5 protein-coding genes and 1 pseudogene are annotated in these 5,947 nt (G+C 64.9%); all 6 read left to right on the top strand.

The genetic code is table 11. The features are described 5' to 3' along the window. A pseudogene (locus BLX41_RS31415) lies at nt 1-816 on the top strand (serine/threonine protein kinase); the annotation flags it as partial. After that, nucleotides 816-1,532, top strand: a complete 717-nt coding sequence (locus BLX41_RS31410; protein WP_123728011.1) for an ABC transporter ATP-binding protein — start codon at nt 816-818, stop codon at nt 1,530-1,532. The pseudogene BLX41_RS31415 and the gene BLX41_RS31410, both read left to right, overlap by 1 nt. Then, a complete protein-coding gene (locus tag BLX41_RS31405) occupies nt 1,532-2,734 on the top strand; it encodes an ABC transporter permease (protein ID WP_123728010.1) in 1,203 nt (400 codons plus the stop codon). Before BLX41_RS31410 ends, BLX41_RS31405 begins: the two co-directional genes overlap by 1 nt. Nucleotides 2,735-2,756: 22 nt before the next feature. Next, nucleotides 2,757-4,439, top strand: a complete 1,683-nt coding sequence (locus tag BLX41_RS31400; protein ID WP_404942818.1) for a formylglycine-generating enzyme family protein — start codon at nt 2,757-2,759, stop codon at nt 4,437-4,439. Between the two features lie 83 nt (nt 4,440-4,522). Next, a complete protein-coding gene (gene tagQ, locus BLX41_RS31395; RefSeq protein ID WP_123728008.1) occupies nt 4,523-5,461 on the top strand; it encodes a type VI secretion system-associated lipoprotein TagQ in 939 nt (312 codons plus the stop codon). 140 nt (nt 5,462-5,601) lie between these two features. Beyond that, on the top strand, nt 5,602-5,947 hold a 346-nt coding region (locus BLX41_RS31390; protein ID WP_123728007.1), incomplete at its 3' end, for a helicase.

The raw sequence follows: 5,947 nt of genomic DNA, 5'->3' as shown, positions 1-5,947 counted from the left end.
AAGCAGATCAAGATCTACGCCCTGCACCTGCGCACCGACGCCGGCAAGAAGAACCATGCCCAGGCGGAAACCCAGTACCGGGTGTTGACCGCCGACGCCAACCCGAAGATCGGCGACCTGTATATTCCGGTGCCTGGCGGCGATGTGGGCAAGTTCGGCGCGCGGGTCGACGAGATCGGCACGGTGTTCGCCGACCTGGTGCATCAGGTGCGCAGCAACCAGAGCCAGGCAGTGCCGTCATTGGCGGCGGCGCCCAGCATCGCCGAGAAGTCAGCGGCCATCGGCTACGCCATGCACATGGATTTCCTCGGTCGCAAATCCGCGAGTCAGGCGCCGCAGCTGGTCAGCGCCTGGACCGCCGACCGCGACCTGACCAACCCGGCGCTGCCGGCGTTCCAGGTCTGCGTGATGCTCACCAAGCTGCAGCTCAACGACCTGCAGCAGTCGCTGAAGCTGATTGTCGATGCGGCGCGCAAGACCCAGACCTCGCCCAAGGATTTCTTCCAGGAAATCGCCAGTGCCAGTGCCTACATGAGCCGCGACCCTTCGGCCTTGCGCAAGGGCGGCAACCTGGCCGACGGCGGCGTGCTGGGGGAATACCTGGAAGGGCTGCCGTACCGCAGCAAGTCGCTGAACATGACCCAGGACCTGTGGCTGTCCCTGAGCGTGGCCGAGCAGGAAGATTTCATCGACGAGCTGGATTCGAAGATCCGTCTCTATGAAACCTTCCACAACGACTTGGCCAACTGGGTGCGCTTCGGCGATGCCGAGCCGGGTGATGCCCTGTACCGCGTTCCGTTGTCGACCCTGCCGTGATGCTTGATCTGGCGGAGGTGCGCAAGAGTCGCGGCGAGGGTCGCCAGCGCTACAGCCTGGTGATCCCCAGGCTGCAACTGCGCGCGGGCGACCAGCTGGCGGTGGTCGGCCCCAGCGGCTGCGGCAAGAGCACGCTGCTCGATCTGCTGGCGCTGGTGCTGGCTCCGGATTCGGCGGCGCGCTTTGAATTCGCTCCGGCCAACGCCCCCATCGACATTGCCGGCATCTGGCGCGGCACCGGTCACAGCGCCCTGGCGCAGTTGCGCAGCCGGCACCTGGGGTATGTGCTGCAGACCGGCGGGCTGCTGGGGTTTCTCGATGTGCGCGGCAATATCAGCCTGCCTCGGCAGTTGCTGGGGCTGGCGGACGAGGGCATTCCCCGGCGTTTGGCCGAACGCCTGGAAATCGCCGATCAACTGCACAAGAAGCCCGCCGCCCTGTCGGTGGGCCAGCGTCAGCGGGTCAGTTGTGCCCGGGCCCTGGCCCATGGTCCGCAGGTGCTGCTGGCGGATGAGCCGACCGCGGCCCTGGACCCCTTGAACGCTCAGCGGGTGATGCAACTGCTGGTGCAGCAGGCGCGGGATCAGCGGCTGTGCTGCGTGATCGCCACCCACGATGAAGTGCTGGCCCGGGCCAACGGCTTGCAGGTACGGCGCATTGCCTGCCTGCGCGATGCCGACGGCGGGGTCACCGCGACGCTGGGGGAGGCTTGCTGATGCGTGCGTCCCTGACCGCGGCGCTGGCCTGGCAGGACTACCGGGCCGATACCTGGTTGTCGACCTGTTCGGTGCTGGCCCTGGTGGCGGTGATTGCGCCGCTGCTGGTGCTGTTCGGGCTCAAGTTCGGGCTGGTGAGCAGCCTCACCGAGCGCCTGGAAAAGGACCCGGCGGTGCGCGAGATCATTCCTCTGGGCGGTGGCCGTTTCAGCGCTGAGTTCATCGCCGAGCTGGGGCAGCGTCCGGAGGTGGCCTTTGCCTTGCCCAGAACGCGGCAGATCGCGGCTACGGCGGATCTGTCCCGGGGCACGGGGGATATCGGCCTGACCGTGGAAATGCTGCCTACCGCTGTCTCGGACCCCTTGCTCGGGCGTTTGCCGGTGCCTCGGAGCATGAGTGGCGTGCTCCTCAGTCGTACCGCCGCCGAGAAGCTTGGCGTACAGCCTGGAGACTGGCTGCAGGCGGCCTTCGGCCGGCAAGTGGCGGGGCGCAGCGAGGTGCAGCGGACCCGAGTCCAGGTGGAGGGCGTATTGCCCCTTGAAGCCTTTGCCCGGGATGCCCTGTTCGCGCCCCTGGCCTTGCTGGAGGCTGCCGAGGATTACCGCGACGGCCGTGCCGTGGCGGCCCTGGGCTGGCTCGGCGAGGCGCAGGCCGCGTCCGGGCAGCGGGTCTACCCGGCCTTTCGCCTGTATGCCCGCAGCCTCGATGACGTTGAAGCGTTGCGCCGCTATTTCGCCGAGCGGGGCCTGTTGGTGGCGACCCAGGCCCAGACCATCGCCCAGGTGCAGTCCTTGAGCCGCAACCTGTCCATTGTCTTCTGGGTGATCGCCGGGCTGGCCCTGGCGGGCGCCTTTGCGGCGATCTTCGCCGGTGCCCTGGCTGCGGTGGAGCGCAAGCGCCGGGAATTGTCGGTGCTGCGCCTGCTGGGTTTTTCCACCGGGGCACTGTTGTTGTTCGTGGTAGCCCAGGCGCTGTACAGCGCCGGTTTCGCCGCGTTGTTGAGTGGCGCTCTGTATGGCCTGGCCCAGGCCGGGCTGAATCATTTGTTCATGCAGGTGCCCGGCGAGTACGCCAGTCATTTGCTGCCGGCCCATTACGGGCTGGCCCTGTTGGCGACGCTGGGCGTCAGCACCCTGGCCGCCGCGCTGGGCGGCTGGCGGGTGTCGCGCATTGAAGCCTGTGAAGGAATTCGCGATGTATAAGTTGATCGGCACCGTGTTGGCCATGACCCTGGCCGGCGCCGTGTGGGCGCAAGAGCCCGACAACAAGATGGACAACCCCAAGCCCTTGCCGGACGACGTCAGTCTGCCGCTGCCCTGTGAGGGCGAGATGGTGTTCCGCTATGTCTACGTGCTGGCCCAGGGCACCCTGGACGACCGCGAGATCAACCTCGGCTATCCCTTCAGCGAAGGTGAAAGCGGCTACCAGCAATCGTTCATCTCCGGTTATCGCCGTGATTACATCAATGGCCAGTTCACCCTCAAGGACCTGCCTGGCGCCTGGAGCAAGACCATTGCCCCGGCCTTGCCGAAAACCGGTGCCGGGGTGCCCCTCAAGCCGATGCTGTATTTCATCGGCAAGTACGAAGTCACCGCTCGCCAGTACGCCCAGGTAATGGCCCAGGCCCAGTCCCTGGCCAGCGGCGAGCCGGCCCCGGCCTGTGAGGCCTCGCAAGGCATGCCGGGGCGCTTGCCCAAGGTCAAGCTGTCGCGCTTCGAGGCCGAGCGTTTTGCCGCGGTCTACAGCGCCTGGCTGATGAAGAATCACCGTGACCTGCTGCCGGTCAGCGGCCGCGGCGGTTCCTCCGAAGACGGCGGCCTGGGCTTCGTGCGCCTGCCCACCGAGGTGGAGTGGGAATACGCCGCCCGTGGCGGTCAGGCGGTGAGTCGCCAGGAGCTGGAAGGACGGCTGTTTCCACGGCGCCTGGAGGGCAGCGAGAGCGATGGCCCGCTGGCGGACTGGGCCGTGTTCAATCAGGTGGCCGGTGGCACTGGCCAGGCGGCGCGGCTGATGCCGATCGGGACCAGGCTGCCCAACCCCATTGGCATGTTCGACGTGATCGGCAATGCCGCCGAGATGGTCCAGGAGTCGTTCCAGCTGGTGCGCGCCGGACGGCGCCAGGGCACCTACGGTGGCTTCGTGGTCAAGGGCGGCAATTACCTGGAAGGCGAGGGCACGCTGTTTACCGGCATGCGCCGCGAGTACCCGCTGTTTGGTGCCGACGGCACCGAGCAAAGCAACGAAACCACCGGTTTCCGTGTGGCCATCGGCGCCTTGTCGGCCCCGCGTTCGCGCTACAAGGAGCTGTTTGCCCAGTGGCAGAAGGAGGGCCGCCTGGCGTCCCTGACCGACGCCATCGACGACGCTCAGGACCCCACCAAGCGCCTGGACGCCATCATCGCCGCCAGTGTCGACCCGCGTCTGCAGGCGGAGCTGGGGCTGGTCAACGAAGAGCTCAAGCGCAACGTGTCGCTGATCGCCCAGCAGCGCGAGGAGGCGGCGGGCAACCTGATTCAGTCCTCCGCCCTGGTGGCTGAAACCATCAACAACTACAACATCCGCCTGACCAATCTGAAGAAGAGCCAGCAGCAGGCCATCGATGCCAAGGACGAACCCAGCGCCAAGCTGTTCGCCGAAGCCATCGACAACGGCCGCAGCGCACTGGACGGGGCGGTGGCGATCTACATCGACAACCTGGCCACGGGCACCCGTTACACCGACGCGGTGATCCAGGCGCAATTTCAACGGATCAAGGAAGAACTCAATCGCAAGCCGGTGCTCGGCAAGAGCCTGGTGACGCGCGCTACGTTATTCGTCCGCCATGTCGGGAATTATCGCCAGCAACGGCGAGCCGACCCGGCGACGATTTTGAAGGAACTGCTCGCATCGACCGGTCAGAAGTCATGACCGGCCGCTGTCTGTCGAGCCTGGAGGAGCTCGGACGACCTTGTGTCGTACCGAGTTGGTCAAACTTAATCGAGATCACCAACATGCTTTTTTCCCGCAACCCATTTGCTTCAACATCCAAGCGTCACCTGCTGTTGGTTGCCGCCGGGTTCAGCACCGTATTGACCGGTTGCGCGACCTCTCCGGTGTCCAAGGTCGCCTCCACCACCAAGGTCGAGTACTACCCGAGCTGCTACGAGCCGGTGCAGCACTTGCGCGCCACTGATTCGGACATGACCAAGTCGGTGGTCACCGGCGCCGCCCTGGGCGCTGCCGGCGGTGCCTTGCTCGGCGCCCTGACCGGCGACGGCGACAACCGTGGTCGCAATGCGGCCATCGGTGCTGCCGGTGGTGCCCTGGCCGGTGGTGCCGCCGGTTACTACACCGAGCGCCAGAAGCAGATCGCCGATGACAATCAGCGCATCGCTTCCTACGCTGCCGACTTCAACAAGAGCGCTGCCGACATCGACCGCAGCACCGCCTACGCCCGTGCTTCGCAGACCTGCTACCAGCGTGCCTTCGACAGCCTGATCACTGCCCGCAAGGCCAACAGCATCAATGATGTGGAAGGGCGCAAGCGCCTGGCGGAAATCGTCAGCGGCCTGAAAGAGTCCAATGACCTGATCGCCGCGGTGAACGGTCGTGCCAGCGAAGACCTGAGCAAGTACAACCAGGCCTACGAGCAGGACCTGCAGCAAGTGGGCGTGCAGCGTACCGACGTAGTGAAAGTCGCCACCGCCGATACCACCCAGGTGACCACCACCAGCGGTGGCAAGAGGAAGCAGCCGGTGCAGAAGGTCAAGCAGCCGAAGCTTCCGACCGTGCCTCAGGAAGCGGTGAGCACCGAGAGGTCGATCCAGCAGGCCAAGATCAAGCAGGTCGAGAGCAACAAGGTCGCGACCACCGGCCAGACTCAGGTCAACAGCATGTGCAAGAGCCCGGACCTGGGTGATTGGGCACCGGTGCCTTGCCCTAACGTCTGAGTCAGTGATTGTCTGACAAGATGTAGCGATAAGCGTTGAACGCCAGTCGATCTCCGAGTAATCGAGCAGATCGACTGGCGCTCTTCGAGTTACAGGTTAAACTGCGGCGGCCATCCAATAACTCCACTGAGGCGCCGTGCATGAAATTTCGTTTTCTTCTCTGGGTGCTTGGCCTGTTGATGGGCAAAGCCAGCCGTAACAATCCTGCTTTTCAGCAACAGTTGGGTGACAAGGAGCTGGTGTTCCAGTTGCAGACGCTCGACGGCAAGGTTGCTCGACATTTCTTCGTCAAAGACCAGCGCATGACCAGCCGTTCGGGTTTCTATCCCGAGCCGGCGTTCGCCATTGCCTTCAAGGATGCCGCCTACGGCTTCGCCACGATGCAGGCGAAGAACAAGCAATTGGCATTCATGACCGGTATTCAGGACAAGTCGATCCAGATCAAGGGCAATCCGGCGCTGGTGATCTGGTTCCAGGGGCTGACCA

The sequence above is a fragment of the Pseudomonas protegens genome (genome assembly GCF_003732485.1).
In the GTDB taxonomy this organism is placed as follows: domain Bacteria; phylum Pseudomonadota; class Gammaproteobacteria; order Pseudomonadales; family Pseudomonadaceae; genus Aquipseudomonas; species Aquipseudomonas protegens_B.
This window is presented reverse-complemented; position numbering and strand designations above follow the sequence as displayed.

Coding starts and splice junctions, on each gene's coding strand:
- BLX41_RS31400 (WP_404942818.1), top strand. CDS start 2,757: ATGACCCTGGCCGGCGCCGTGTGGGCGCAAGAGCCCGACAACAAGATG.
- BLX41_RS31405 (WP_123728010.1), top strand. CDS start 1,532: ATGCGTGCGTCCCTGACCGCGGCGCTGGCCTGGCAGGACTACCGGGCC.
- tagQ (WP_123728008.1), top strand. CDS start 4,523: ATGCTTTTTTCCCGCAACCCATTTGCTTCAACATCCAAGCGTCACCTG.
- BLX41_RS31410 (WP_123728011.1), top strand. CDS start 816: ATGCTTGATCTGGCGGAGGTGCGCAAGAGTCGCGGCGAGGGTCGCCAG.